The following is a 26,040-nucleotide window of genomic DNA, read 5'->3' as shown; positions in this document are numbered from 1 at the left end:
TATTTGCTTATGACAATATCAACTTTATCTACATTTTAGGAATTATATCTATAATTTTATTTATATTTATTATCTTGATTGCAAATACGCTATGCCTTATACTTGAAGAAATTTATTCCTTAGGTTTTAGCGTTCCTAATTATATAGGAAAGAAGAATCAGCAAGGATTTCCACGTAGGAAGATAACGGATAAGAGTTGGGAAATCTCTGAATATTTTAAGAAAATCTCTGAAACTCTTAATAGATAAGAATGGTTAGAGTTACAGATATTGGCAAAGCTGTTAGTTACGTTATTGGAGGAGGCGTAGTTTCAGTAATAATTGAGGCTTTAACGCATCTTTCTCCTCTCTATATTTTCCTTACAGTTATCGCATATCTCCTTACTATTATTGTGGTCACTTACATGTTAATTCGATTTGTAAGAGAGACGGAGATTAATCAAATTGAAGCTAGTATACTAGCAGAAGAAGACACCAGAATACTTAAGATTTTAAATAAAAAATGCTCGAACGCCACAGGAGCACAAAAGGATCTCTGTGAAGAATTAAGGGGATATTTAGAGACAAGAAGAAATGCTTTTTCTAACTTAAAGAGGTAAAAGTTTCATAATACGTTTCTAACATATCTTTTAGTACTTTGCCAACTTTTTCTCCGAATTGAGTCAAAACTAATTTGCCCTCTTTCCTTTCAATTACACCTAGAGCTTCGAGCATCTTAACATTATCCTTAACAATTTCTGAGATATTATCTGCCTTAAGTTTCTCTCCAACTTTTCTCTCTAATTCCTCTTCAGATATATTGCTGTATGCCATAATTGTAGACATAACTAATGTCATAATTCCATCACTAAATATCTTTGAGGCAATTTTATTAGCGTCTCTACCTCTATTAAATATACTTAGCATTTTATAACACCTAAACTCCTTAAGTATATTATTATCAATTATCGAATATCAAATTAACTTATATAATCTTTATTACACGCTCTGCGTTTATCTTACGTTTTAAATCGTAGTTATTCATCAGTCTCATGCCCTAAGTGTGGGCAAAGGATGGTTGAGGTTTCCCATCGTTGGTTTAGGTGTTCATGTGGTTATGAGAATGATCGCGACGTTATTGCTGTAGTTAATCTTAATGGGAGGGGTTCTCTGAGCCTCTCGACTGCCCCTCAAATGAGAGATGTAAGAGCGAATCGATGAGGGAATCCCCGCTGGCGGGGAGGAAGTCAGAGGAAATATAAGGATACTTTATAGCGTTGATTCAAAAGATTGTATAGTTTTCATTTGGGAGGTTGGGTCTCATAAGAAGGTTTATGGACACGACCCTTAGCTTTTTCTCTAGCTATTTTTAACAAATCTTCTTTAAACTTCTCAAAGTCCTCATCAGTTTCGATGACTAGAAATCTTTCTCCGTCTTTATCTTCGACAATTCTCATATGTATAAACTTATCACAGATACTATTAAAATAATGTGCTAACCGAGTTTCTCTTATCGAATTTTGAAAAATTGTTAAGTAAACGGATAAGCGCATATGTAGAGATCCCAGCTTCCCAGTCCCGTTAGAAAAATTGTAAAAACTCTCAAGCCAACTGAGAAAAATTCAACCAATAATAATAACTACTACTGGAAATCTGTGAAGTAAAATAGTGAATAAAAGTTTAGCCCCAGCGTGCTAATGAAGTGTGTAAGGCGAATCATGGGGCAGGCGAAGCAATGAAGACGGAGCTCCCTAACTAGGACCATAATATTTTTCTTATATGAATACAAGAACTGAGACTTGAAAAGAGATGAGTAAAAGCATAGCTATCGTAACAAATAGCCCAAGATATTTTTCTACTTTTATCGTGTAAATTCCTCTATTTTCTACTCATAGTAGAGCAGTATAACTTATGCCAGAACGAAATTATCTAAGGAGCTTCTTACAGCTCTGATCACCTATGAGCCTATATTTATCATCAAACTGACAGAGGACGAATTTCGGTATTAACTCTAAGCCTTTATCACTAGTAATGTTAAATCCTACTTCTCTAGCTATTTCCACAGCCGATTTGAAACGACGTTGATAACTACTTAGTTTAGCTCCTGGGCCGCATTTAACCTCAATAAAATAGTAATACATTCCAGAAGGGTAATACGCTTCTATGTCGTAACCGTGTTGATCTCTAGCTATTATTTTAAAACCTTTGCTTCTCATAACGCACTCAACATAACTCTCACAGTCATGCATCTTCATCAAGTAACTCTCACATGGGTCATGCATCTTCAGAATTACCTCATGTTATTATACTTATTAGTTTTAAATTATTATGTTTATTACTCTTCTAATTATTTCACTTCTTAAACTCCCCGGTTTACTGCACAGAATTCAACTATTGATAATAACTACTACAAAAGCAGGAGTGAGAGTTTAGGCCCAAGGTGCTTTGCTGCTTTTATTGTTTAAAAGCCCTTCCTTTCTCTTCATAAAAAGTTATACATAGTCAAACATTTACCCGAGGTACTCTGGACTCTCGAAGCTAAATAATAAATTTTAGAGGATGACATATTTTTCTCTATGGTTAAAACTAATAAGAGTTATAGCAACCAGGTGATAGGTAATATAGCTCTTTATTATACGGCATACGTTCTTTCTCTTCGTGGATGGAATGTGTTGCCTACTTCTAGAAATACAAGAGGCGTTGATATTGTAATATATAGTCAAGATGGAACGAAAATGCATACTATTCAAGTTAAGGGACTATTTAAACGAAACCCTGTTCCCTTCGGTCAAATTTGAATAATCTGATTGCAGAATTTTATGTTATAGTTTTGTTGAATGAACTTAAGAGTGAACCGTGGGCTTTTGTACTTAAGAAAGAGAATATAATTGAGAAATTAGTAAAGAGGGATAATAAGAATGGGAAAGTAAGCTATTGGCTTAACGATAAAAAGTTTTTATCAGAATTTAAGGATAAATGGGATATTATAGGTTACGGAAATTAAATAAATTTTCATAGTAATCTTTATCATTTTAGAATATTTCTTGATCAGATTCGGCATTGTACTAGGGAAGAAAAGCCCTACTAAAGGAACTAGTCTGGGAGTGGGAGATAAATCCGAATCAGTTATACCCTGCGCTCTCGTTCAGTTAATTAGTAGAAATTTCCATAGTGGTATAAATTCTATTTCTTCTATTCTGTCCTCAAAATCCCAAGTTATCATGATCTTTTCCTTAGTTCTCACCTTATGTAGTCCCTCAATTTCTCTCCTAGGTCAACCAATCCGAACTTCTCTATCATCTCCCCAAGAGGTACATCTATATCATTATAGTTCACCTGACTTCCTCCCCACCAGCGGGGATTCCCCCCATCGATTCGCTCTTACATCTCTCATTTGAGGGGCAGTCGAGAGGGTCAGAGAACCCCTCCCATTAAGATTAACTACAGCAATAACGTCGCGATCATTCTCATAACCACATGAACACCTAAACCAACGATGGGAAACCTCAACCATCCTTTGCCCACACTTAGGGCATGAGACTGATGAATAACTAGGATTAACAAACTCAACAATCATTCCACGCTTCCTAGCTTGCCACTCAATCCAATACTGCAAACGACGATATTGCATCAAGTAGAGTTTATCACAAAACTCCTTAGGTAGTTTATCTACATTCTTGAGGAGGTTCTTAAGACTCTTCAACTTAATAACATTAGCACCAAAATCTCTAGCTACTTCAACAACCCACTTCCCCACTTTTCTAGCAAAATCCTCCATAATACGCTTAGCCTTTTGATGGAAGGAATGAATCCTGTTTAGGATCCTCTTATTCTCCCTCCACCTTCTTGGGTAATTCCTTTGTAGGCTTTCAGCTAATGATTTCCAGTGGTGAACCTCTTCGAGACGTGTTGGAATCCTAACGTAGTTTGCATTGTCTTTGCCAACTACTATGTAAGCCATGTTTATATCAACGGCAACACTTTCCTTTGGCTCAACCTTCTCTCCTTCTTTCTCAAAAACGACCTTGAGGAAAGCCTTTCCATCCTTAACCACTAACCTAGCCTCCTTCATCCTCCAACCCATGTACTCCTTCAAGTTCCTAGGTTTCATCCAAAAAAGAATTGAAAGATGCCTTTTAGTTCATCAACTGTCAGTGGCTTAGAGCAGTTGTCTCATCCAAAAAGGAATTGAAAGTTCGATAATTTTATATGTATAATCTTATATATTTCTTTATGTCTATATTTAAACTCTTACATATTTCAATTTTAGGTATAATATTGCTGAGTATACTTGGCATATCTTTTTCAGTTGGTTCAATATCTGTAGGGAATGGTCCCAGTTACGGAGTTTATTCTAATGGAAGGATTTTTATTATATCCCAACAAGCTAATGAGTTGCAAGAAATTAGCGATGCTTCATCTTCTGTAAGTTATTTTGCGTCCCCTATTCCTTCAATAGTATCCCATAAATATCATTCGAGTAACTTTTACAAGATTTATGAGATTCTTTCTTTAGCTGCAGTAATTGTAGTAGTTTTAGGAATTGTAATAATATATTTGAGGTGATAATAATGTTTTCTCTTCAACCAGGGATAACTCCTCTACCTTTAGTCTTGGGATACTTTGTTTTTGCTGCAATAGTAGCAGTTTTCATTTTGAGAAAGTCTAAATTTACTTCTACAGATTTTGCGTTGGCAGGAATTGGAGGAGCTTTAGTATCTGTAGCAGACCATATAATAGGAGACGCTATATTTTTGCCTTCTCCAATATATCCTATAATTAACCCTCCAGTATGGTTTAGGATTCTTGTATTCTTTATAGTAATTGGAGTAATAAGGAAAGTTGGAGCTGGAATGCTGTCTATGGCAGTTTTTGATATTGTAGGAGATTTAATAAAATTCGGTTTTACTGGAGAGCCTTTGTGGTTAATAGAAGACATACTTACTTATGGATTAATGGCAGATATCTTTATTTTCATAACTAAAGGGAGAATTTTCGGTATTGGGGATAAAAAGGATCAATTGCTGATAGCTGGTATTGAAGGTGGAGCCTTAGGTCTTTTGTTTTCCTTTGTTCATCCGTTCTTTACTTACGGGTTTATAGCTCCGATAGTCTTTGGTTTTGTACCAAATCAAGCTAGGGTTATGTTTCTCTTTATAAGTTCCATTCCTGGAGACGTGTTTATAGGAGCAATTTCTGCATTAATTGCAAACAGAGTTGGGAGGGTGGTAAGGTCTATGTAATGGAGTGATCTTGTAATGTTTGTTAAGATAGAAGGTTTAAAGGTTTTTTATCCGGGAATGGATTCTCCTTCTTTAACCATAGATAATCTTGAAATAAAGGAAGGCGAGTTTGTCTTAATAACAGGCAAATCTGGATCTGGTAAATCTACCCTTTTGAATTTACTTAACGGAGTTATTCCGCATTTTGTTGAAGCTACAGTAGAGGGGAAAGTATATGTTTTTGATAGGGAAGTCCAAAAATATTCTATTCCTGAAATATCTTCGTTAATAGGAACTCTTCTTCAGGATCCGGATAGTCAGATTTTAAACTATAAGGTAATTGATGAAATAGCCTTTGGTATAGAAAACCTTAAACTTGAGAGAGAAGAGATAAGGAAAAGGATATTTGAAGTTTGTAAAGAAGTGGATATTTGTAATCTCTTGGAGAGGGATACTTCTAAACTTTCTGGAGGTGAAAAGCAGAGAGTAGTTTTAGCTAGTATTTTGGCTATGAGACCTAAGGCTCTTATTTTGGACGAACCTACTTCAAGCATTGATATTAAGGGTACTAGGGAAATTTTGACGAAATTGAGAGAATTTAAGGGCAAACTTTCAATGATAATTGCTGAACATAAAATAAGCAAGGTAATAAATTTTGTAGATAGAATAATAATATTAGATAAGGGGCGTATTCTATATAACTTACAAAGAGATCAGGTAAATTCTATAATAGATAAATTTGACGATTTGGGATTGGAACCGTTAAGTATAAGGAAAACTGTGGTTAGGAGAAAGGGAGAAAGGACTTTAGAAGGAAAAATAATAGTTAGGGATGATAACAGGGAGATACTAAATACTGACATAGTAATATATAAAGGTATAACTGCACTAATGGGAGATAACGGTAGTGGTAAATCTACTCTTCTAAAAGCTATAGCTGGAATACTTCCTAGAGGTCTAAAATTTTCTGGTTATATTCGTGTTGAGGGGAAGGAAATAAGTAAATTACCTCCAGAAGATAGGGGAGAGTTTTTAGCTTATCTTCCTCAGGATATAGATTTGTTCTTTACTAAGAGAACAGTTAGGGAGGAAATTTCCTATATGATGAGGTTGAGAAGAAGGTATGACGATAAGTTAATAGATAAGTTATTGAGAGAGTTTGAATTACCTCCTGATAGTGATCCTTTTCTTCTATCGGTGGGACAAAAAAGGAGATTAGCTATTGCTTCTTTGCTTGCTTCTGGGGTGAAGATTTTTTTGCTAGATGAACCTACTACTGGTCAAGATTGGTATAATAGGAAAATGTTAGGAGAGGAATTAAGAAATCTTGATGGAAGTTTTGTTGTAGCTACACATGATCCTAAATTTGTATATCTTTACGCCGACAGAGTATTGGAAATTAGAGATGGAAGAATTAGGGAAGTTAATCCGGAGGCGCTGGAGTTATGATTGACGAAATAATTAGTTGGTTATTGGTAATTTTTGGAACGACCTTTCCTCTCTATTTAATTTTTAGAATATTGGGATTTAAGGGATTTGAAGAGTTAACTTCATATGTGGATTTATCAACTCCTTATCATAAAATAAATCCTGTAACTAAATTATTGATACTATTTTCGGTCACCCTTATAGCTGCTCAATCCATTTGGTGGGTAGGATTAATTTTGGGAATGATCGCTATTCCTTTCTATTATTTTTTGAGGAGGTTAAAAGTAATATTAATATTTAGTTTAACACAAATTATAGGCTTAAGTTGGGGATTCGCTACTTTTACGTCTCCTACTGTTCTGCGGGAAATTTTTGGAAATAATTTGACAGTAATATGGAAGTGGCCTTCATACTTCATATACATGGGTTACACTCCTGACTTGACTTTACAAGCTATTATTTATTCTATACAAGTTTCAATGAGAATTTGGCCTATGTTCCTCTTCTCTGGTTTAATATTTCTAACAGTAAACCCTTCTGATCTAATAAGGTCTATGCACAAGTTTAAAATTCCTTTACCTTTAATTTTTGCTGTAGCAGTAGGAGTAATTTCTGTCCCAAGAATATTTGAGGTAGCTGATACTGCGATTAAATTACAATTATTGAAAGGTGTAGGATATAAGAGAAATAGAATTTTAAAAATATTCTACAAACTTAAGGCAATGTTTGAAGCGATAATCCCTTTAACTATTTACGAATTTAAAAAGGCTAGGCTCATTAGTCTTTCTGCAGAAACTAGAGCCTTTATGGTGTACAAGGACAGAACATTTTTAAATGATATTAATTTTAGTAAAGTTGATAAAATAATATTAATTATTCTTATCATTGCAGTAATTGTAGATTCTTATCTAGTATATTCTGGATACATTCCAGCAATTCCAGTTCATGGATAAATTATCATTTGTCAAATTACACGAAAATATGTGGAAAATTCTTATATAAAATATTTATTAGAGATTATTTCATGTTTTATTAGAAAATTCCTATAATTCTAGGTCTTCTTGAAAACTTTAAAAATCTTAATAAAATTACGTATGAGCAAAAACTTAGGAAACGATAAATATTACAACGCTCTAAGTAACATTTACTAATACTTTCAGGAAGGTTAATAGCTTTTATCTAAGGATTTACCGTTAAATCCTACTCTAAGAACTTTTCGAAAATACTACGGTTATGGCGTAGTAGTTCACAGATAAAAGATTTATACTTATCATGAGTTACTACTTTGATGAAGGTCTCTGTAAAAGAATTAAAAGAGATTTTTAAACCTAAGGTTACTCCGATAATTTGGGACGATAAAAACAACGTTCTAACTCTCTTGGATCAGTCAGCCTTACCCTTTGAAACTACTTACGTATTCTGATTTTACCAGTATATTTTTAGCCAACATATCTATAAGGATGTATTCACCTTTATCTATTAGATCTACTATTCCAGCTATTTTGTTACCCTACTTATAAGAAAGTGATGCTGTTCCAAAAATAAGGATTACTGTTCCATTTACGCCTTTATTAAGAGAACGTAGTTATCTTTCAATTTTATGGAAAAATAAGTGCTCCGGCCGGGATTTGAACCCGGGTCACAGGCTCGAAAGGCCTGCATACTCTCGGCGCGCTTAGGCTTGACCGGGCTATACTACCGGAGCGAGATATAATTAGTAAGCTGAAATATTTAAAACTTTCTTACTTGTGTCTGGGTTAAATTTTTGGTTATAGGATATAAACTTTATGTCCACTCGAAGCTAATTATTAATCTAAGATTAGGATATTGCATTGATAGTAATGGATTTTAAACTATAAACTTTCTCTAAAATTCTTGCTTTGCTTTTTGATGGTTCTTAAAATTATTTAGCGATATTAGAAAACACGGAAAAGAATTGAGAAATTTTGTATCATCTTTGAAAAGAAAACTATTCATAAGATCTCGTAGTTAGATCAATAATTAAAACAGATTCTTTTTGGTGATTTTTTACAATTTATATATGTATACCTTTTTATTCTGATAATAGGATAGGAAATATTCTATATTATTCTTAATATTAAGAATAAATTTGGTATTCTATATTAATTTTAGATGATTAAGCATATTTTAAAAATAGAATTTTGGGACTATAGAGAACTAAGGAGTTATATTTATTAAATTTTTGAAATATCTTTGTCGTTAGTAATATTAAGCTTTAGTTAAACCATGCGAGTGTTTATTAACTAATTCTTTATTATCTTACATTGAAGTCTTTTTAATTATCCATGAAATTTAGTTTAAAAATGATAAGATGTTCATTTATGCGAGTTATATTTATGTAAATCTATATTAAGATGAGAATTATGCTAGAAATAAATTCATTTAAATACGGTACTCTATTACGATTCATTTATTATTTGCGGATAACTATAGTAATTCCAATAACTTCTTAAGGCGATAAGATGATAAAGGCGTATTTGAGCATTATTATATCTAGGTCTAATATAAGGAATTTTTTATATTTATTATAATACTTTTTCTTATATTAAATTTATTGCAGTCTATGTTTGTTTATACATATGCAATGGACGTAGAAAGTATGTTAAATGCTCATGATAAGAATATGTATTCGATTTATAGTAGCTCATATAATAACACTTTAAAGGTTATCTCATTGGTTAAGAAGTGTTTTGGCCAGTATGCATTAGCAGGCCAAGTTTCCATAACATCAGAAATAGGTATTTCATATATTGCTCTATGTAATCTATCATGTGCAAATAGATTAATCTACATAAAACCTATGATAGCGGAGGGAAAATTTCCTCAATACGGAATTTATTTAGTTTATCATGCATTAAAAATTCTTCACTTAAAATTGGGAAGTAATATTACAATATATTTTAAGAATTATACGATACCATTAAAGGTAGTTGGTGTTCTATATAATTCCTATTTTTCTGGTAGTGGAATTGCTATATTACCATTGAATAAGTCAGATTTTAATGACATATTATTATGCTCTAGTTGTATTATAATATTAAATTCCACCCCTATTATAGATAAGCTTTCAAGCTTTGAAAATAGCTTAAGGCTACTGTTTAATAACACTGCTATAAATTTCTATCCACATAAAGGATCTTTTATCTTTTCTGGTGCTATATCATTATCTAATTTTAATAAGGTTCTTGAGTTTACGGAATCGTTAGAAATTGTGTATTTGCTATTGTCAGTACTTATGGTTTTAAGTATAAGGAGTAAGCTTTCAAATATTATAGGCCTTTTTATTATAAATGGTTTATCTATATCTAGCTCATTTAAAAAATTATTGAGGATATTCACCATGGTCGGAATTATACCATTATTCCTATCAATATTGTATTATATTTTTGTAGGTAGATTCTGGTATCCTTTAACTCATATAATGCACTTTGAATTTGATCTCTTAGGAATTATATTATTTTCGATATTTTTAGATTATTATACTATTTACATTGCTTATTCTAATCAGCATAGATTTGTAAAGGTGAGAGAAATTGAATAAAGTAATAGAAATTAATGCAATAAAAACACTGGGTAATTTTCAGTTAAAAGTATCTTTAGATGTGAACGAAAATGAAAAAGTATTTATTAAAGGTCCTAATGGCTCTGGAAAGACTACTCTATTATATTTATTATATGGAATATTGAGACCAAATATGGGTTATATTAAAATTTTTGGAGAGGAGCCTTCAGTTAAGATGAGACAAGATATATTATACATGTCTGAAGAACATTTAATTTTCCTTGAAAACTTGTCATTAAACGATAACTTAAAGTTTATTTTTAGTCTAAGACGCTTCGATTATGATAACGTATATAAGCTCCTTAATTTATTTAATATTCCATTAGATAAAAAACCATATCAGTTAAGTTCTGGACAAAGGAAGTTAGCTAAATTATCTTTGGCTTTCTCGTCAATGGCCAAGATATTATTGCTAGACGAGCCTACTGCTAATCTTGATGTAGAGAATTCTAAGATAATATCAGAAATGATCAAGAAGTATAATGGAACGGTAGTTTTTGCCTCTCATGATGAGTTATTAAATTCCACTTGCAATAAGATGGTATACCTAAGAGTAGGCAATGTGGAGAGAGTGATTGAATGTTAATTTTCGCCTATGTCTCTTTTTTATTATTTTTGCATTTAATACATGCAGAAGTTAAACATTAGTTTGTTAGATGCAATAGAAAGGGTTAGGAAATTAAAAGAAAACCACGAAGTTTTTCCTTTTATTGCGGGCAAAGTTGTGTCTTTCATGATTAAGTCTCCCTCTGGCCTAGAGGAAATAACGTTTGTTGAAAGAGGTGAAGAAGGAGTTGACGTTTTTTATACATCAGAGAAAGTATTTAAGGAGGTTATTGGCGAAAACAACCAGTAACTCTTTTTTACTTCTGTTCGAGAATTTAATAGATGTCAATCAAAGAATTAATTACTAGACCTCCTGTTACTATTTCTTCTTCTGCTTCTCTTAAAGACTGTGCAAAGCTGATGAGGAAAGAAAACGTAGGTTCTTTACTAGTTGTTGATGGAGATACTCCTAAGGGAATAATAACAGAGAGGGATATAATACAAGCAATAGCTGACGATTACCCTTTAGAAACTCCAGCAAGTAAGGTTATGTCGACTAATCTAATTACTGCAGATGCAAGTACTGAAGTTGGGGATGCAGCTCTTTTAATGACTAATAATAAAATAAGGCATTTAGTAGTTACTGAAGGCGGAAAAATAATTGGCGTAATATCTTTAAGGGACGTTGCTCGTTCTCTAGGTTTAATAACCACTGACGCTAGCTTTTGGTGACTAATCTGGAATTATTAAACTTCTAATTGCCTCTCCTTGGTTAAGTAATTTTACCGCTTCATTTATTTCTTCTAATTTGAACCTTCCTGTTATTAGTTTAGATGGGTCATATTTACCAAGTCTCACTAGATCCAGAAGTCTGGGCATGTCTATTCTAGGTCTTCCTCCGTAGTTTCCTATTATTGTTATTCCGTTTCTAACAATTGACGCAACTCTGAAAGGTATCATTGCATTCACTGGAGGCAAACCAACTAATACTACTCTACCTCCTATTCTTACGGAATCCATTGCCATCTTTATGGTTTCTTCATTTCCGCCTGCCTCTATTACTACATCTGCTCCTCCGTTAGTTAATTCTTTTATTGCTTTTATTGGGTCAGTCTCCTTTGAGTTAACTACGTCTGTCGCTCCTAATTCTATTGCTCTATCTAATTTCCATTTTTTAGTACCTACTGCTATTATTCTTCCTGCTCCGCTTGCCTTAAGCAATTGAATTACTGATAATCCTACTCCTCCAACTCCTATTACTGCAACTGACTCTCCTGGCTCTATTTTTGCTGAGTTTACTGCTCCATAACCAGTAAGACCCGCACAACCTAGTACTGCAATTTTCTCTAAATCGACTTCTGGTGGAACTACAGTTAATGCGTTTTCTCCTACAACCGCATATTCGGCAAATCCTCCACCTAAGAAAGTCCTAACTTCCTTTCCGTCAAGCCTTACCCTAGTAGTGCCGTCCATCATTGTGCCCTTTAACCTTACTGCGGAGAACGTTTCGCATAAGTTTTCATGTCCAGAAATGCAATTTCTACATTTTCCGCATGGGTGTATAAATGCTGAGACTACTCTATCCCCGGGTTTAACCCTAGTAACACCTGGGCCTACTTCTTCAACTATTCCCGCAATCTCGTGGCCTGCAATTACCGGAGGAGGTACTGGAGTTTTTCCTTCAAATACGTTAATATCTGAATGGCACATTCCTGTAGCTACAATTTTGACTTTGACTTCTCCTTCTTTGGGAGATTGAATTTGTAGATTATCTTCAATTTTTAAAGGTTCATTATATTTATACAGAACAGCTCCTTTCATGGTATAAATTATTTAATGGAATTTAAACCTTATAAACTTCTCTGTTATTAGTAAAGTCATGAAATTTGCTGTAGTTGGATCTGGAACTATGGGTCATGGAATAGCTGAAGTTTTGGCAATATATGGGCACCAAGTTAAATTAATTGACATTTCTTGGGATATATTAAATAGAGCTAAGCAAAGAATGGAGGAGTCTTTAAGAAAATTTTATGAGAAAGGTACCGTTAAGGAGGATCCATCAGTAATCCTTTCCAGAATTGAAATGTCGACTTCTTATGACGTAGCAAAGGATATAGATTTTGCTATTGAAGCTGTTCCAGAAATCCTAGACTTAAAGAGGAAAGTTTTTCAAAGTTTGGACGAAATAGCTCCTAAGGAAGCAATACTTGCTACTAATACTAGCTCAATACCGATTTCTGAAATTGCAGAATTCACTTCAAGAAAAGATAAGGTTATAGGAATGCACTTTTTTAATCCTCCTCAAATAATGAAATTAGTTGAAGTAATTCCGTCTAAATATACTTCAGAGGATACGGCAAACAAAACTGTAGAGTTGGCAAGAAGCTTAGGAAAAGTTCCCGTAAAGCTTAGGATAGAAGTTCCTGGCTTTATAGGTAATAGAATATTCCTTAGACTTATGCAGGAAGCTTGTAGAGAAGTCGAAAGCGGAGAGGCTAGTATAGAAGAAGTAGATAGTTGTGCTAGGAATAAAATAGGCCTTCCCATGGGTATCTTTGAGCTTTCAGATTACGTTGGGTTGGATATAGATGTAGATCTTTGGGAAAACATAGTAAAAAGAGGTACTTCTGATGTGCCGTGTAAATTATTTAAGGAAAAAGTTGCGAGAAAAGAGCTAGGAGTCAAGTCTGGTAAGGGATTTTACGAGTATCCTGGTAATAAATATTCAAAGGTAAAGTTACCTGCTACGTCAAAAGTAGATCCTGCTAGATTACTCTCTCTAGCAGTTAATGAAGCGGCTTGGCTTGTTGAAAATAATATAGTTAAGCCTAGCGAAGTTGATGACGTAATGAAATATGGATATAATTTTCCTAAAGGTTTATTAGAAATTGCAGACGAATTAGGTATTGATAACGTCCTAAGAAATTTGGAGGATATATATAACAAGGGTTATTCTGCGTATAAACCTCAAGATTTGCTAGTTAAGATGGTTAAAGAAGGTAAGGTAGGTAAAAAATCTGGAGAAGGATTCTACAAATATGCTTAAATTTTTTAAATAGTATAAGTAGGTGAGAGAAATGAGTTCAGTTCTCCAGGAATATGAAGCTATACACAAGGAGTTAAGAGATGAGGGATTTATTAGAACTGACTATATCCATTCAGATAAGTTATGGAACCCGAAAATAATGACAATGAAAAGAGAAGATTTAGAGAAATTAAAAACTTTTAGATTAAAAAGGATAGTTAAATGGGCCTGGGATCATTCAGAATTTTATAGGAGATTCTGGAAGTCAAAGGGCTTTGAGCCGGACATGATAAAAGATTGGAGGGATGTGGTTAAAATTCCGATTCTGAGAAAAGACGAGTTAAGGAAGGATTTGCAGTCTAATCCTCCTTTCGGTACAATCATGGTTCCGGAACTTGCTAGAAGAATAAGGTTTGTAGGTGCAACATCTGGTTCAACTGGAATGCCTACTTTTCAAGGTTGGGGTGCATTAGAGTTAGATTATTTTGAAGAAGGCCAAGCAAGGTATTTATGGACCTTCGCAGATGTGAAACCTACAACTGTTTATGCTAATTATCTAAATATGAGCGGTTTCTATAGTTGGGGTCCTCCGTTAGTAGAAACGGCAATGTGGAGATGCGGTGCTACAGCCATTGCTGGAGGCGGTGAGACATATTTTAGCTGGAAGAATAGACATAATCTAATATTTAAATTATGGAAAGTTGACGTTTTAGCTACTACTCCGTGGCTTCATAGGTTAATAGGAGAAGAAGCCGTGAAAGAAGGTTGGGAAACACCTTTCAAGGTTTTATTGCTTCACGGCGGAGCTGCCGCAGAAAATACTAAGAAGAAACTTTTCGCCGTTCATCCTAACGCTAAACTTGCCATAAGCGTTTGGGGAACAACAGATGGCCATATGGCGATAGAAGTTCCTAATTTGCCAGGGCAGTTAGTAGTTTGGGAAGACATGGAAATATTTGATATAGTAGATCCTAAGACTGACGAACCTGCTGCAGAAGGAGAAAGGGGAGAATTAATAGCAACATTACTTAATCATTTCACAATGCCTTTAATAAGGTATAGCCTAGGAGATTACGTTAAGAACGAGTTCTTAACTGATCCTGATCCTACTTATGGTATAACTCACATGAGGTTTGTGGAGCCAATACCTGGCAGAGTAGAGTGGATGTTTAAGGTTAAGGGCAAGCTACTCTTGCCAATTTATGTTGAGGACGCGGTAAACGAAATTCCAGATACTACCGGTATGTTCAATATATTTGTTTATGATAATGAGATGGATAAGCTTAAGATAAGGATAGAGACTACTAGAAATCCTGATAGAAAATACGACGAAGAAGCTAGGCAAAAATTAGCTGAAAGAATTGGCTTAGATAAGGATGATGTAGAAATTGAATGGGTAAAGCCTGGAGAAACTATATGGACTGGTTACAAATTACAGGTATTCGTAGATCAACGTAAGAAAAAATAGATTTTTCTTGTAAATCTATTTATAAGGAGTATAAAGGATCTGCATTTTTCACTTAGGATGAGATTATATTATTTAATGACCTAAATACTTCTGCCACACTCCATGCCTGGGCTATGCATCCACCCCATTTATACGGCGGTATATCTTCAAAGAGTTCCGGAATATATCCATTATTTTCCATAGCAACGTTGATTAATGGCTGTAAATAATTTATCAACTTCTTGATTCCTATTATATTTCCTCTTTCTAATTTTATCTTTGCATCTATATATGAGCCTATTAGCCATGGCCATATTGGTCCATTATGATAAGCAAGATCTCTGCTTCTTCTATCTCCTCTATAGAATGGAATGTATTTTTTGTCACTCTTAGATAACGTACTTAAGCCGTAAGGCCTTAAGAGTTCTTTCTCTACTGTATTTACTATTCTTTTTCCTATGTTTTCATCTACTACATTAAATGGTAGTGAAAATGCGAATAACTGATTTGGTCTTATAGAGGTATCTGGAGTTAAATCTGGATTTAAATAATCATATAATCCCCAAGGAGATACAAATTTTTCTATAAATTGAGCCTTAACTTTTTCTGCTTTTATCTCAAATTCATCCGAATTTATTTTTAATTCTTTAGAAAGGAAATCCATAATTTTTAGTGCATTATACCATAAAGCGTTAATTTCTACAGCAGCGCCTTCTCTAGGCGTAACTACTGTTGTGTCGAATTCTGCATCCATCCAGGTTCTAGGCGAGCCCGTATGAAAGAGTAAGCCGTTAATTGTTTCCACTATTCCGTTACCTTTCCAGTACCAATCTATAATTTCTATTAGCTTTGGAAATATCTTTTTTATGAAATCTAAATCTCGAGAATATACATAGTATTTATAAATAGCATTTATTGCCCATAGTGAAACATCTACTCCTTTATAAATTGGCTCTCCATTATGCAGGAAACCGTTAGGTAAAAATCCTCTTTCTTCATATTCTAAATATCTAGATATTATATCCTTAGCTATGCTATATTCGCCGTTAAGTAAAACTAAGCCTTCCATTGAGATGAAGGAATCTCTTCCCCATTCGTCAAACCAATGGTAACCAGCTATAATTGCCCAGCCATCTTTTCCTTTAACTACAAAATCTCTTCCTGCTGAGGATAACATCTGAAGCACATCTTTTCTTAAATGAATTTTTGTGGATTTTACGAAGCTATCTACATAAGCCGTTATTGTGATTTCGTTATTTTTAGTGATTATACAGAATGGATTATACAGATCCTCAAGGTAATTGGATCCTCTTTCATAATCTAGTTTATAAAAGAAGTTATAATACCAGTAACCTGTATTTTCTATGTTAAATTCTCCCTCTATTTTAAAATTGAGAATTTTATTATCATTTAAAGTGACAACAATTGTGTCTCCTTTAGTTTGAAAGTCAAAGAAACCTGGCCTTTCCTTTAACGCTACGTGGTGGCTTCTGTACGTTATTAAAGGACAGATTTTAAATAATCCTTTATCGCTCTCATATGTTATTGTAACGGAATTAGTCCCTTTATTTACGACTAGAGTTTTCCTAACTAAAGAATTTTCAAAGTTATACTCCCAAACTACAAAGTTTGAGCCCAATATGAATCTATTAAGAAATTTATACCCTTCTGGATAGTATACTTGAAAATTGTATCTATTTGTGGAAATAGGGTACTCAATTCCGTTTTGAATAAAGAAATCCTCAAATTTTGAAAGAACTAAGTGTCTAAAGTGAGGAGGATTTTTAGGCACTATTAAATATCCGTGATAAGTTCTAGAGTTAATTCCGCAAATAGTTGATGAAGAATAACCTCCAGTACCAGTAGGTATTATCCATTCTCTATCTTCGCATTCCTCAGGGTTTATCATACTCTTTTTTCTTTATGCTTTCATATTTATTTAAAGCAATTATATACTCAGCATGAGACCATACTAGAGGAATTACTGATACTGATTCGAAAGTTTCTGGATCTACCTGCTCTGGTAAAAGCCCGGATTTTGTTGCTCTATTTATTACCCAGTTTATTAACTTTTCCGCTTCAGATATTTTACCAGTATCTATGTAATATTCTGCTAACCATAAAGTGGTTATTATCCAAGGATTTGGTAGTTGCTTTCTACGTTGATAATAATCGTTTTCATATCTTATTATTCCATTGCTTACATTTAATTTCTGAGCTATTAACTCCATGGTATTTTGCACAACTTCATCGGCCGGATCGAACATGCCGAAGAAGTATGGAGCATACATACTTGCGTCTATAGTTAGATCTTTATTCCCGTTCTCATCTATTCTTCTAACAAATCTGCCATTATAAACCATGCGTTTTTTAACTTCGTCCTTTAATGTTTTTGCCACTTCCATAGAGTCTTCTGCTAATGTCTCGTCGCCCATTCCTTCAGCTAATATAGATCCCTTAGTTAGTGCTCCATATACTGTAGCTACAGTATAGATGTGTATTCCGTACCTCTCTTCCCATAAGTCAAAGGAGTACTTAGGTAAACCGTCTTCCATGAAGTCCATAATAAAGTGAAGTCCAGGCTTTACAAATTTTTTATAAATTTCGCTTAATTCGTCTAAATCTTTATATCTTTCATAATGACTTCCTATTGCCCAAATTTCTAATGCAGTCTCATCTTCCTGAATTGGATAAATTCCTTTTCCTCTATATATCCAAGGATGCCAAGAACTGGCTAATGTTTTATTCGGATTGTATTTGTGGTAAAGAAAACCTTCTGGGCTAACTAAATCTTTTATGAAATTAAAATGCCTAACAGCTAATTCCCCATAGCCTGAGATATCTAAAGCGTAAGCAGCATATGCACAGTCTCTTGGCCAACAATATTGATAAGAATCTCCATAAAGATTTACGAACGAAAAATCTGAAGATGCAATGAAAGAACCATTAATATCCATGTGATTCTTAATTACAAAGAGGCTTACATTGTATAATTTATTCAAGGAATTTCTTTCTTTACTGCCTTTATTAACCCAGCTCTTCCAAAACATATAAGTTGAAACGAAATCGGATTCTATCTCTGCAGTGTTCAATTTTGTTAACTTTTTCCTTAAATCATCGAGGTTTCTCTCCGCAGTTATTACATAATATATTTTAGAAGAGGATGAAGAGTTAACTTTTATTTCCATGCCTATAGACGATTGTACATTTCCGTGGGCTATGGGATTTTGATCTAATTTTCCGTCATAAATGTCGTCCAAGGGATTTCCTTTTGTTGTATTATATTCAACGTCAAATGTTCCTGCAGAAAGTAATTTTATTCCAATATATCTCTTGGATTTGTAGTGTATTATTGAAGAAGTATATGGATCAAAGAATGCGGTATCTCCAAAAGGATTTGAATAGATATTAAAATCATGAGTGAAAAATATTTTTATCCTCTTATTTTCTCCGCTATTATTTAGGATTTTCATTATTAAATAATACGTTGGAGAATCTGGGTCAATAAATGCAAAGGACGAAATACTTAGCCAATCCTTTTTAGATTCAATTTGTATTATATTACTATCATCTAAATAACTTAACGACGTAATTAAGTCAGTATCAAGAATAGCTTTATTGTCAACCCAAAAGGAATACCTAATTGGGGTACCGGCGGTCTGATTTTCCATTCCAATATAGGGAAAATAGAAATCTACTATTCTACCAAACTCATCCAGATTCACTAATAACCTTCCATTGCCTATGCTTGCATATCTCATTTATCTCACGTTAGTATCGTATCATGAAGTTTGCTCCCAGAGTTTATAACTCTGTGGGGGTAAATTCTAGAGTTAACTATTTCAGAGTTTTCTCCTATAGTAACGTCATCAGCTATTACGCTATTTATTATTTTAACTCCGTCCTTAATTTCTACATGCCTACCTATTATTGAATTCTGTATCTCAACGTTGTCTCCTAAATAAACTCTATCCATTATTGAGCTTTTTACGATTTTTACATTATTCTTAACTATAGTAAAGTTATCTATTACTGAGTTCTCTATATAGATACCATTACCTATCTGGCAATGCCTACCTATTAAAGCATTACCCTCAACTTTTATTTTACCTTTCTTGTATTTTGAAATTATTATATTCCTTCTCCTTATTGAATCTGGAGAAGTCCCTTGGACAAAGATTCTTTTATCTTCATCTATTCTTTTACCTCCTATTTCATTTTCTGGTAATGTTGCCAACAAAGTTTGCATTGCATCTAAATATCTATCCGGAGTGCCAACGTCAAACCAGATGTCCTCTGTTATGTATCCGTAAACTGGATAATCGTGATTTATCAAGTAAGGTATAATATCTTTTCCGAAATCCATCTTACCCTCTTCTCTCATTTTTATTACGTCTTCGCTTTCAAAGACTTTTTTAATATCTGGAGAAAGTACATAAATTCCAGTGTTAATTAGATTTGACGGCGCTTCCTCTTTTTTAGGTTTCTCTACGAATCTTTTTATTCTAAGGTCATTATCAACATCTGCTACTCCAAATTCCTCTACATTATCCCATTTCTTTAATACAATCGTCATCATAGCTTTTTTCTCTAAATGATAATTAATTAATTTTTTAACATCTAATCTAAAAATATTGTCTCCCTGAATTATTAACGTAATATCATTTATCCTATAATACTCCATATTAATCCTTACACTGTCAGCGTTTCCTACGCTATCAACTCTTGGCTGATATTTGAAGTGTACTCTTGGCTTTATTTTATACCTAGCAGAAAAACCTATTCCCTCCTTAAATGTGTCAAATAAAGATCTATAATTTACGTAACCTCTAACTCCAAATATGAATTCTTTTATTCCTTGTTTTGCTAATTCGTAAATGGAAAATTCTATTAAAGGTCTGTTAAGTAATCTTACTGTAGCCTTTGATGTTTCTATGGTTAAAGGCCTTAATCTTGTTGCCTCTCCACCTATTGGAATAATGACTTTAACATCTTCAATCTTCCATTCCATATAATTTTTATTATGTACACCGTATAAGAATTTATGGTAGACAAAATAATACTTGGCTTTGAGGTTCACCAACCTTTTAGGATCAGAAAGGACGCGTTCTGGAATCCTAGGTTTAGAGGTAATGTACTAGAGCGATTCTTCGACATGGAATTAAACAAGGAAATCTTTGATCGAGTTAAGAGGAAGTGTTACATTCCTGCTACTAAAATAATCTTAGAAGAAATAGAGAATGCGGAAGACGAAGGTAGAGAAGTAAAGTTCTTCTTTTCACTTTCTGGTACATTTATAGAACAAGCTGAAAAATGGGGCAAAGACGTATTGGAACTTTTCCAAATTCTTTCATCTACAAAAAAGGTAGAATTTTTAGGACAAACTTATTATCACTCGGTTACTTCCTTATGGGAAGATAAGACTGAGTGGAAAGAGCAAGTTAGAGAGCAGAAAGAGATAATAAAGGAGTATTTTAAACAAGAGCCTCAAGTTTTCGAGAATACTGAACTCTTAACTAATCCTCAAATATTAGATATGGTACAAGAGATAGGATATAAAGGAATAATAATGGAAGGCAAGGAGAGTACATTAAATGGTAAAAGCACTAATTTTGTGTATAGAAGAAAAGGACTTACTATCCTTTTTAGAAATTATAGGCTAAGCGACGATGTAGCGTTTAGATTTTCCTCAAGGAATTGGGATCAATATCCTTTAACTGCAGATAAATTTGCAAATTGGGTTAAGGATTCTCCTGGTCAAGTTGTCACAATATTTGTTGACTATGAAACTTTTGGAGAACATCATTGGCCAGAATCAGGAATTTTAGATTTTCTCAGATGGTTGCCAAGAGAGCTCAATAAGAGGGGAGTAAAGTTTGCTTTGCCCAGAGAATTAATAAATGAATCCTATTATGATATAGACATACAAGGAACTTCCTCTTGGGCTGATATAAATAAGGATGAGAGTAGTTGGTTAGGTAATATAATGCAATGGGCTTATGACGAGGCAGTAAGGAGAGCTGAAATGCCATCAAAGGAACTAGGAGGAGATTATTTGAAAGCTTGGAAGTATTTTACTACTAGTGATAATTATTATTACTTATTTACAGGTGGAGGAGGCCCTGCAGAAGTTCATAATTACTTTAACGCTTATTCTACCCCTGTTGACGCATTTATAAATGAATTTTATGCAATAAACGCTTTTCTCAATGAAGAGCTTCATAAACTTGGCATAAATAATGAACCTTTCTTCTTTATTAAAAACGGTAAAAGAAGTTCTGTAGCATGGAATAAAAAGGAATTCGAGGAGATAATTAAAAGAGATGAGAGTTTGAAAGATCATTTGAAATATCTAAAGGAGTGGTTAGGAAATGAAAAGGATTGAGTCTTTATGGATTCCAGATAAAATTGAAAAGATATGGTTACTTACTTTTGAATTATCTAAAATAGCTAGCATGGGTGGTTTAGGCACTGCAGTATATAACTTAGGAAAGGAGCTCGCATCACTTGGTAAACAAGTTGCTGTCATAATGCCAAGCCATGGAAGGCATATGAATGACTACTATAGGAGCTTACTAAAACTTAGGGATTCCGGAATGACGATTTATGGCATTAGAAAAGGAATGAATGGTGCACATTATCCTTACAAGTTGGGATTTGAAATAGGTGAATTGGACGGAATGAAAATAATGCTGGCTAAAGGCCTTGATTATGATACTGGAAGAATAATGGATTCTTGGGGAATTTACGATTACGCGATGGAAAAATCTGCACTATTAGCTAGAGCTATAGAAGGTTTAATTCAGAACATGAGCTTAGAAGATGTTCCTTCAATAATACATGTTAATGATTGGCATTCAGTATTAGCTGGGGTAAAGGCAAAATTAATGTTTGAACAAAGGAGAGTTATCGTACCACTAATGTATACAATACACTTACTAAATAAAGTAGGTGCTCCTTGGCATTACGCATCCCCAGATTGGGGAGGTCTTGAAGATTATTATCATTATATTTGGATGGTAGCAAAGCATATAGCATACAAAACTAGCGTTTTATGGGATTATTGTGAAGGTAAGATAGAAAGGTTTGGCGCTTATGAGGCGGATATAATAGCTACAGTTAGTAAAAGTTACTTAAATTACGATGTTTTTCCTTATATAGGGAATTTTATGGAAAATAAGAGCTGTGTAACTTATAATGGAACCGATTGGAAGCTTGAGGAAGCTTCCGCACTCTCTATAAAGTACTTTGGTACTGCAGATAGGAAAGTTGCAAGGAAATCTGCATATAAATTAATTTCCTTGCAAAAGGCAATTCCAGAAGATTATACTACTGGTAACATGTTATGGAATAATAGACATAGGATAGGAATAAAAGATGACTGGACTACTGAAGAGCTTCAAGATGGTCCGTTAGTTCTCTTTACTGGTAGAATAATTTATCAAAAAGGAATAGACTTACTCCTTAGAGCGTTCAAAGATGTAGTCAATGAGATTTGGAACGCTAGATTAATAGTCTTTGGTGTTCCTACTGGAGATTACGGCTTATTACAAGATATAATAGATAGGTCTGCAGAAATTAGGGACAACGTTCGCTTATTAATTTCTCATGGAATTAATCCAGAAATTTATAAGGTAATGCATTACGTAGCATCAGTATTTGTAGTTCCTTCTAGATGGGAACCTTTTGGTATTAACGCTATTGAGGCAATGGCTGTAGGAACTCCAGTAATAGCTTATTCTGTGGGCGGTCTGACTGAATCGATCCTAGACTTAAGGTGGAATAAGGACGGAACAGGATTTTTAGTCGAACCAGAGAGTATATCATCCTTAGCTACGGCAATTAAAACTGCTATTTATTTATCCTTAGCAGATGAAAACGAGGATAGGAGTTATCTTAACAAGAGCTATATTTACAAGACCGATAATGTCCATCTTTGGTCTGTAGTCAGAGAAAATGCCGTAAAAAGAGTTGAGGAAAACTTTAGGTGGAATAAAGTAGCAAATTCCGTACTTAACTGCTATGAAAAGGGATTAATTATGGCAAAATATAGGGCTTTGGCGTATATGTAATGCTAGTCTGTAGACAAGGATTGAGAGATAATAACGTTACTCTTTATGATTATGGAAGTTATCAAGATATCGAGAATGGGAAAGAACGCTACTTTTACTCTGGGGAAATAATTTTAAAGATAAGCGATATCCCTTCTAATGTTTTAGATAAGCTAATTTATACAATTAATAGAGGAATAAGGTATTTCTTTCTTGAAGGATATTTATTACAATATATTCCTAGTTTTGGATATGGAAATTTTGCTGTATTTAAAACGGAAATTAAAGACGAAGAGCTAAATAATAAATCTTTACAACTTCTAGAAGGCAAAATAAGTGAAGACGAATATATTGGGTATTTAATGAAATACCAAGGGGTTAAAGGGGAAACTATTGGCGTTATAGATGAATTTTATACACTCATTAATGAGTTAAGATTACCTAAATACGAACCCATGGAATTGATTCAATGTAAAGAATTAGAAGTTAAATTTGAAGATAAATATGTAGAGATATTTAATGTTAGATTTAGAATTTTAGATATTCCATATTTTAATTTTTTATCTAAATATATTTCTGTTTTGCAAATTATTAAAGGAAGTTATAAAGGTGAAATAAAGACTAGCTCAGGAGAAGGAATAATTTATCATAAAATAAATAAAATTAAAAATCTTACTTTTTCTTTTACTAAAATTTGCGGTAAGTATAGGTTGGACATTCCAGAGAATTGTATAATAGGTGATGGAATATCTTTTCATACAAAAAATAAGGATGAAATAAGCCAATTAATGTATTGTTTGGAAAATTTAAAAACGCTAAAAGATAGCTTAAACTTATGAAAGTTGAGGTAAATTTGGCAAGAGAAAATGTTACTAAATCCCTCGAGGTTCCAGACTATTATAGAGTAAGAGATTTACTAAAACATTTAGGCTATACAATACAAGGTACAGTAGTTCTTAGAAACGGTGTACCTATTATAGAAGATGAGAAAATTAAAGATGGAGATAAATTAACTATAGTACTTACTGCATCTGGTGGATAAATTGAAACTTAAAGATCTTAAAAGCCCAAAGCAAGAAATTAGACAAAAGGCTTGGGAGGAAGTAATAAATATCATTAAATCTGGATATTATTCAAATTTGCTAGAAAATAGAGGATTTTTTAGATCTCTCTTATGGTTTCCTTTACAAGGAGTTAGAGACGATGCCTGGAATCACCTCGAGGTTTATAAAATGCTTACAATAGAAGGAATTGAAAGAACTTTGGTTGCGAACTCTGATAAAATAAAAATATCTGCATGGGAACACGTTGAAGAATTATTAAAATATGAGTTAGTGCCTAAGGATATAATAGTTTCTTCTAGGTACTCTTTTTGGAGACTATTAAGGAGTTACTACCCAACAATTAGGAAGAAAGCTTGGAAACTTTTTCCTAAATTGGTAGAACTAGGTATTATTCAACCTTCTGATAAAGAGAGATATTATGAGTTTTTAAGTCATAAGAAACCTTCAGTCAGGATTTATGCTTGGAAATATTCATTGGAGTTAGTAAAACAAGGTTTTATAACTAAAGAAAATATATTAAACCAAATAAAATATTTAGAGGAACTTTCAACTAAAGAAAGTAATATTAAGAAAATAGCAGTAAAAATATTGAGTGAATTGAAATGAAAGTTGCAATAGTTGGTGGTGGAATAGTTGGATTATTTACCGCATATTTTTTAAAGAAAGAAGATGTAGACGTTACAATTTTTGAAAAAGCTGACTTAGGTAGTTATTCTGTTCATGCTGCAGGATTAATAGAGCCTTATAGATTTGATAAAATAAATTCCACGCACATGATAATAAAAATGTTAAAATATAGTCTTAGGGGTACTACATATATAAGGAACGTTAATAAGTTCTGGTTGAAAGAGCTCCTTAAAAATCTAAATAAGAATCCTCCAGAGGATGCTTGGAAAACTATGAGGGAGATGGCAGAGTTTTCATTGAAGACTTACAAAGAAATGGCAGAAGAAAGTAACGATTTTGATTATAAGGATGATGGATTATACGAAGTTTATCTTAGGGAAGAAGATCTGGAAAAAGGATTAGAAGAAGAGAAAAAAAGCCCTTTTAATCCTAAGTTTGAAAAAGTTGACTTTGAAGGATTCGCAGGTGCAATATTTTTCCCAGAGCTATCAAGAATTTCTACTGAGAAATTTATAGATAGAATGAGAAATGAACTTAAAGGAGTAAAAATTGTAAATAAAGACGTTCGAAACTTAGAGGAGTTGAAAGATTTTGACGAAATAGTTCTAGCATCAGGTGTTTGGACTACTAAATTTATTAGTAATTTGCCAGTTACAGCGTTCAAAGGCTATGGTTATAGAGTTAAGGGAACACCTAAGTATAATAAGCCATTAGTTTTGGTAGACGATGGAATAGCTATCTCGCCTTTTGAGGATTTTATAAAAATAACCGGCGGATTTGACGCAGATAGTTCTTACGATTCCAGTAGGGCACAACTAGTTCTTGACAAGTCTTCTAAGATTGTCGATATTTCATATATTTATGAAATGAACATGGGATTCAGGCCATGCTCTCCTGACGGTTTTCCTATAATCGGGAAAAGAGATAACATTACAGTAGCCACTGGTGCTTGCAGACTAGGCTGGAGTTATGCTCCCGCAATGGGTAAATATACTACAGATTTAGTCCTAGGTAGATTGAAAGATTTAGGTTACATCTCACGCTATGTTAAATTTTAAATAGACTCACT

25 protein-coding genes, 1 tRNA gene and 4 pseudogenes are annotated in these 26,040 nt (G+C 33.5%); 21 read left to right on the top strand and 9 right to left on the bottom strand.

Annotated features, from left to right (window positions below; translation table 11 throughout):
* Positions 1–250: 250 nt before the first annotated feature.
* A complete protein-coding gene (locus tag D1866_RS06485; RefSeq protein ID WP_152941862.1) occupies positions 251–598 on the top strand; it encodes a hypothetical protein in 348 nt (115 codons plus the stop codon).
* Here the strand turns inward: D1866_RS06485 and D1866_RS06480 are convergent.
* A complete protein-coding gene (locus tag D1866_RS06480) occupies positions 582–905 on the bottom strand; it encodes a hypothetical protein (protein ID WP_152941864.1) in 324 nt (107 codons plus the stop codon). The two genes, D1866_RS06485 and D1866_RS06480, sit on opposite strands and share 17 nt — an antisense overlap.
* A gap of 102 nt (positions 906–1,007) precedes the next feature.
* On the opposite strand from D1866_RS06480, the pseudogene D1866_RS06475 reads away from it, so the two are divergent.
* Positions 1,008–1,199 (top strand): annotated as a pseudogene (locus D1866_RS06475) (zinc ribbon domain-containing protein); the annotation flags it as partial.
* 22 nt (positions 1,200–1,221) lie between these two features.
* Positions 1,222–1,329 (top strand): annotated as a pseudogene (locus D1866_RS13430) (type II toxin-antitoxin system RelE family toxin); the annotation flags it as partial.
* Here D1866_RS13430 and D1866_RS13110 read toward each other — a convergent pair.
* Complete coding sequence (locus D1866_RS13110; RefSeq protein ID WP_170254133.1) at positions 1,280–1,435, bottom strand: hypothetical protein; 156 nt, start codon at positions 1,433–1,435, stop codon at positions 1,280–1,282. The pseudogene D1866_RS13430 and the gene D1866_RS13110 sit on opposite strands and share 50 nt — an antisense overlap.
* A 468-nt stretch (positions 1,436–1,903) precedes the next feature.
* Positions 1,904–2,194 carry a hypothetical protein gene (locus tag D1866_RS06465; RefSeq protein ID WP_231136432.1) on the bottom strand — a complete coding sequence of 97 codons (291 nt, stop codon included), beginning with the start codon at positions 2,192–2,194 and terminating at the stop codon, positions 1,904–1,906.
* Positions 2,195–2,811: 617 nt separating this feature from the next.
* Between D1866_RS06465 and D1866_RS13105 the strand changes: the two genes are divergently transcribed.
* Positions 2,812–2,982, top strand: coding sequence for a hypothetical protein (locus tag D1866_RS13105; protein WP_196773500.1), 171 nt, complete (start codon positions 2,812–2,814; stop codon positions 2,980–2,982).
* A gap of 321 nt (positions 2,983–3,303) precedes the next feature.
* Here the strand turns inward: D1866_RS13105 and D1866_RS06450 are convergent.
* Positions 3,304–4,107: pseudogene (locus D1866_RS06450) on the bottom strand (RNA-guided endonuclease TnpB family protein); the annotation flags it as partial.
* A gap of 104 nt (positions 4,108–4,211) precedes the next feature.
* Here D1866_RS06450 and D1866_RS06445 point away from each other — a divergent pair.
* The 5 genes and pseudogenes from D1866_RS06445 to D1866_RS06425 all read left to right on the top strand — a co-directional run.
* Entirely contained in the window at positions 4,212–4,544 is a 333-nt protein-coding gene (locus tag D1866_RS06445) for a hypothetical protein (protein ID WP_152941868.1), read from the top strand.
* 5 nt (positions 4,545–4,549) lie between these two features.
* Complete coding sequence (locus D1866_RS06440) at positions 4,550–5,221, top strand: hypothetical protein (protein WP_152941870.1); 672 nt, start codon at positions 4,550–4,552, stop codon at positions 5,219–5,221.
* A 15-nt stretch (positions 5,222–5,236) separates the two neighbouring features.
* The gene (locus D1866_RS06435; RefSeq protein ID WP_152941872.1) at positions 5,237–6,649 is read left to right on the top strand and encodes an ABC transporter ATP-binding protein; all 1,413 of its coding nucleotides are present in this window, start codon (positions 5,237–5,239) and stop codon (positions 6,647–6,649) included.
* Entirely contained in the window at positions 6,646–7,581 is a 936-nt protein-coding gene (locus D1866_RS06430; RefSeq protein WP_152941874.1) for an energy-coupling factor transporter transmembrane component T family protein, read from the top strand. The genes D1866_RS06435 and D1866_RS06430 overlap by 4 nt, the downstream gene beginning before the upstream one ends.
* Positions 7,582–7,916: 335 nt before the next feature.
* Positions 7,917–8,045, top strand: a pseudogene (locus tag D1866_RS06425) (S-methyl-5-thioribose-1-phosphate isomerase); the annotation flags it as partial.
* Positions 8,046–8,241: 196 nt separating this feature from the next.
* Here the strand turns inward: D1866_RS06425 and D1866_RS06420 are convergent.
* Positions 8,242–8,333, bottom strand: a tRNA-Glu gene (locus D1866_RS06420).
* A gap of 879 nt (positions 8,334–9,212) precedes the next feature.
* Between D1866_RS06420 and D1866_RS06415 the strand changes: the two genes are divergently transcribed.
* Genes D1866_RS06415 through D1866_RS06400 form a run of 4 tightly spaced genes read left to right on the top strand, consistent with a single transcriptional unit; the run spans position 9,213 to position 11,489 of the window.
* Positions 9,213–10,190 (top strand): hypothetical protein, encoded by a 978-nt coding sequence (locus D1866_RS06415; protein WP_152941876.1) that lies wholly within the window; start codon positions 9,213–9,215, stop codon positions 10,188–10,190.
* Positions 10,183–10,797, top strand: a complete 615-nt coding sequence (locus D1866_RS06410) for an ABC transporter ATP-binding protein (RefSeq protein WP_152941878.1) — start codon at positions 10,183–10,185, stop codon at positions 10,795–10,797. The genes D1866_RS06415 and D1866_RS06410 overlap by 8 nt, the downstream gene beginning before the upstream one ends.
* Before the next feature lie 42 nt (positions 10,798–10,839).
* Positions 10,840–11,067 (top strand): hypothetical protein, encoded by a 228-nt coding sequence (locus D1866_RS06405; protein ID WP_152941880.1) that lies wholly within the window; start codon positions 10,840–10,842, stop codon positions 11,065–11,067.
* A 32-nt stretch (positions 11,068–11,099) separates the two neighbouring features.
* Entirely contained in the window at positions 11,100–11,489 is a 390-nt protein-coding gene (locus D1866_RS06400) for a CBS domain-containing protein (RefSeq protein WP_152941882.1), read from the top strand.
* Here D1866_RS06400 and D1866_RS06395 read toward each other — a convergent pair whose 3' ends face one another.
* On the bottom strand, positions 11,490–12,578 hold the full coding sequence (locus tag D1866_RS06395) for a zinc-binding dehydrogenase (RefSeq protein WP_013777063.1): 1,089 nt from the start codon (positions 12,576–12,578) through the stop codon (positions 11,490–11,492). It abuts the gene before it with no gap.
* Between the two features lie 58 nt (positions 12,579–12,636).
* Here D1866_RS06395 and D1866_RS06390 point away from each other — a divergent pair, with 58 nt between their 5' ends.
* Positions 12,637–13,803: a 3-hydroxyacyl-CoA dehydrogenase gene (locus D1866_RS06390; RefSeq protein WP_152941884.1), complete on the top strand. Its 1,167-nt coding sequence runs from the start codon at positions 12,637–12,639 to the stop codon at positions 13,801–13,803.
* Positions 13,804–13,834: 31 nt separating this feature from the next.
* Complete coding sequence (locus D1866_RS06385) at positions 13,835–15,250, top strand: acyl-CoA synthetase family protein (protein WP_152941886.1); 1,416 nt, start codon at positions 13,835–13,837, stop codon at positions 15,248–15,250.
* Positions 15,251–15,302: 52 nt separating this feature from the next.
* On the opposite strand, the gene D1866_RS06380 is transcribed toward D1866_RS06385, so the two are convergent.
* From D1866_RS06380 to D1866_RS06370, 3 genes are read right to left on the bottom strand one after another with little or no spacing between them, the layout of a single operon-like run.
* The gene (locus D1866_RS06380; RefSeq protein ID WP_152941888.1) at positions 15,303–17,138 is read right to left on the bottom strand and encodes an amylo-alpha-1,6-glucosidase; all 1,836 of its coding nucleotides are present in this window, start codon (positions 17,136–17,138) and stop codon (positions 15,303–15,305) included.
* The gene (locus D1866_RS06375) at positions 17,125–18,990 is read right to left on the bottom strand and encodes a glycoside hydrolase family 15 protein (RefSeq protein ID WP_152941890.1); all 1,866 of its coding nucleotides are present in this window, start codon (positions 18,988–18,990) and stop codon (positions 17,125–17,127) included. Before D1866_RS06375 ends, D1866_RS06380 begins: the two co-directional genes overlap by 14 nt.
* A gap of 5 nt (positions 18,991–18,995) precedes the next feature.
* Entirely contained in the window at positions 18,996–20,240 is a 1,245-nt protein-coding gene (locus tag D1866_RS06370; protein ID WP_152941892.1) for a nucleotidyltransferase family protein, read from the bottom strand.
* Positions 20,241–20,273: 33 nt separating this feature from the next.
* Between D1866_RS06370 and D1866_RS06365 the strand changes: the two genes are divergently transcribed.
* Genes D1866_RS06365 through D1866_RS06340 form a run of 6 tightly spaced genes read left to right on the top strand, consistent with a single transcriptional unit; the run spans position 20,274 to position 26,029 of the window.
* On the top strand, positions 20,274–21,614 hold the full coding sequence (locus tag D1866_RS06365; protein ID WP_152941894.1) for a glycoside hydrolase family 57 protein: 1,341 nt from the start codon (positions 20,274–20,276) through the stop codon (positions 21,612–21,614).
* Entirely contained in the window at positions 21,601–23,301 is a 1,701-nt protein-coding gene (locus D1866_RS06360; RefSeq protein WP_152941896.1) for a glycosyltransferase, read from the top strand. Before D1866_RS06365 ends, D1866_RS06360 begins: the two co-directional genes overlap by 14 nt.
* Positions 23,301–24,119, top strand: a complete 819-nt coding sequence (locus D1866_RS06355; RefSeq protein WP_152941898.1) for a hypothetical protein — start codon at positions 23,301–23,303, stop codon at positions 24,117–24,119. The genes D1866_RS06360 and D1866_RS06355 overlap by 1 nt, the downstream gene beginning before the upstream one ends.
* Positions 24,116–24,322 carry a MoaD/ThiS family protein gene (locus D1866_RS06350; protein ID WP_152941900.1) on the top strand — a complete coding sequence of 69 codons (207 nt, stop codon included), beginning with the start codon at positions 24,116–24,118 and terminating at the stop codon, positions 24,320–24,322. The genes D1866_RS06355 and D1866_RS06350 overlap by 4 nt, the downstream gene beginning before the upstream one ends.
* Positions 24,315–24,950 carry a hypothetical protein gene (locus tag D1866_RS06345; RefSeq protein WP_155861097.1) on the top strand — a complete coding sequence of 212 codons (636 nt, stop codon included), beginning with the start codon at positions 24,315–24,317 and terminating at the stop codon, positions 24,948–24,950. Before D1866_RS06350 ends, D1866_RS06345 begins: the two co-directional genes overlap by 8 nt.
* Positions 24,947–26,029: an FAD-dependent oxidoreductase gene (locus D1866_RS06340; protein WP_152941904.1), complete on the top strand. Its 1,083-nt coding sequence runs from the start codon at positions 24,947–24,949 to the stop codon at positions 26,027–26,029. Before D1866_RS06345 ends, D1866_RS06340 begins: the two co-directional genes overlap by 4 nt.
* Positions 26,030–26,040 lie beyond the last annotated feature (11 nt).

Source organism: Acidianus ambivalens (genome assembly GCF_009729015.1).
Classification (GTDB): Archaea; Thermoproteota; Thermoprotei_A; order Sulfolobales; family Sulfolobaceae; genus Acidianus; species Acidianus ambivalens.
This window is presented reverse-complemented; position numbering and strand designations above follow the sequence as displayed.

Bases quoted from the DNA above. Each gene is read 5' to 3' on its own strand.
- D1866_RS06430 (WP_152941874.1), top strand. From the start codon at position 6,646: ATGATTGACGAAATAATTAGTTGGTTATTGGTAATTTTTGGAACGACC.
- D1866_RS06385 (WP_152941886.1), top strand. From the start codon at position 13,835: ATGAGTTCAGTTCTCCAGGAATATGAAGCTATACACAAGGAGTTAAGA.
- D1866_RS06445 (WP_152941868.1), top strand. From the start codon at position 4,212: ATGTCTATATTTAAACTCTTACATATTTCAATTTTAGGTATAATATTG.
- D1866_RS06480 (WP_152941864.1), bottom strand. From the start codon at position 905: ATGCTAAGTATATTTAATAGAGGTAGAGACGCTAATAAAATTGCCTCA.
- D1866_RS06415 (WP_152941876.1), top strand. From the start codon at position 9,213: ATGTTTGTTTATACATATGCAATGGACGTAGAAAGTATGTTAAATGCT.
- D1866_RS06365 (WP_152941894.1), top strand. From the start codon at position 20,274: ATGGTAGACAAAATAATACTTGGCTTTGAGGTTCACCAACCTTTTAGG.
- D1866_RS06440 (WP_152941870.1), top strand. From the start codon at position 4,550: ATGTTTTCTCTTCAACCAGGGATAACTCCTCTACCTTTAGTCTTGGGA.
- D1866_RS06350 (WP_152941900.1), top strand. From the start codon at position 24,116: ATGAAAGTTGAGGTAAATTTGGCAAGAGAAAATGTTACTAAATCCCTC.
- D1866_RS06485 (WP_152941862.1), top strand. From the start codon at position 251: ATGGTTAGAGTTACAGATATTGGCAAAGCTGTTAGTTACGTTATTGGA.
- D1866_RS13110 (WP_170254133.1), bottom strand. From the start codon at position 1,435: ATGAGAATTGTCGAAGATAAAGACGGAGAAAGATTTCTAGTCATCGAA.
- D1866_RS06340 (WP_152941904.1), top strand. From the start codon at position 24,947: ATGAAAGTTGCAATAGTTGGTGGTGGAATAGTTGGATTATTTACCGCA.
- D1866_RS06370 (WP_152941892.1), bottom strand. From the start codon at position 20,240: ATGGAATGGAAGATTGAAGATGTTAAAGTCATTATTCCAATAGGTGGA.
- D1866_RS06380 (WP_152941888.1), bottom strand. From the start codon at position 17,138: ATGATAAACCCTGAGGAATGCGAAGATAGAGAATGGATAATACCTACT.
- D1866_RS06435 (WP_152941872.1), top strand. From the start codon at position 5,237: ATGTTTGTTAAGATAGAAGGTTTAAAGGTTTTTTATCCGGGAATGGAT.
- D1866_RS06390 (WP_152941884.1), top strand. From the start codon at position 12,637: ATGAAATTTGCTGTAGTTGGATCTGGAACTATGGGTCATGGAATAGCT.
- D1866_RS06405 (WP_152941880.1), top strand. From the start codon at position 10,840: ATGCAGAAGTTAAACATTAGTTTGTTAGATGCAATAGAAAGGGTTAGG.
- D1866_RS06375 (WP_152941890.1), bottom strand. From the start codon at position 18,990: ATGAGATATGCAAGCATAGGCAATGGAAGGTTATTAGTGAATCTGGAT.
- D1866_RS06355 (WP_152941898.1), top strand. From the start codon at position 23,301: ATGCTAGTCTGTAGACAAGGATTGAGAGATAATAACGTTACTCTTTAT.
- D1866_RS06400 (WP_152941882.1), top strand. From the start codon at position 11,100: ATGTCAATCAAAGAATTAATTACTAGACCTCCTGTTACTATTTCTTCT.
- D1866_RS06360 (WP_152941896.1), top strand. From the start codon at position 21,601: ATGAAAAGGATTGAGTCTTTATGGATTCCAGATAAAATTGAAAAGATA.
- D1866_RS06465 (WP_231136432.1), bottom strand. From the start codon at position 2,194: ATGAGAAGCAAAGGTTTTAAAATAATAGCTAGAGATCAACACGGTTAC.
- D1866_RS06395 (WP_013777063.1), bottom strand. From the start codon at position 12,578: ATGAAAGGAGCTGTTCTGTATAAATATAATGAACCTTTAAAAATTGAA.